Source organism: Nonomuraea aridisoli (assembly GCF_003236395.1).
GTDB lineage: Bacteria > Actinomycetota > Actinomycetes > Streptosporangiales > Streptosporangiaceae > Nonomuraea > Nonomuraea aridisoli.
Genome location: NZ_POUD01000721.1, coordinates 1 through 381 on the forward strand (window position 1 = coordinate 1; position 381 = coordinate 381).

Annotated in this window: 1 protein-coding gene; it reads left to right on the plus strand. The window is 70.9% G+C overall.

What is annotated here, in order from left to right:
• On the plus strand, positions 1-224 hold a 224-nt coding region (locus C1J01_RS51005), incomplete at its 5' end, for an SRPBCC family protein (protein ID WP_500048311.1).
• Positions 225-381: the final 157 nt, after the last annotated feature.

Below are 381 nucleotides of genomic sequence, written 5' to 3' on the forward strand. Positions count from 1 at the left end.
CGCCCGCCCCGTTCACCATCCCCGGCCTGTCACCCGGCGCCGTCACCCGCGCCGAACCCGCAAAACTCCTGGAGTACGACGTGCCCGGCGGCGCCGTCCGCTGGGAGCTCACCCAGGGCACCGGCCAGGGGCCGCGCCTGATCGTCACCCACACCGGCGACATCGCCACCCTCGACGCCTGGCGCATCCACGTCGAAGCGCTGGCGGCCTCCCTCGTTGCTTGAGGTTTGTGGCTGAGGCGTGGGCTCTGCCCGAGCCCACGCCCCTTACATTGTAGATTTATCGAGTCCCAGAACGGCCGCCGTCAGCGCCCTGGCCCGCACCGGCGTCACCAGCAGGTCCGTCGAATCCGACGCCTGATCGACACACCCCACCAGCGGC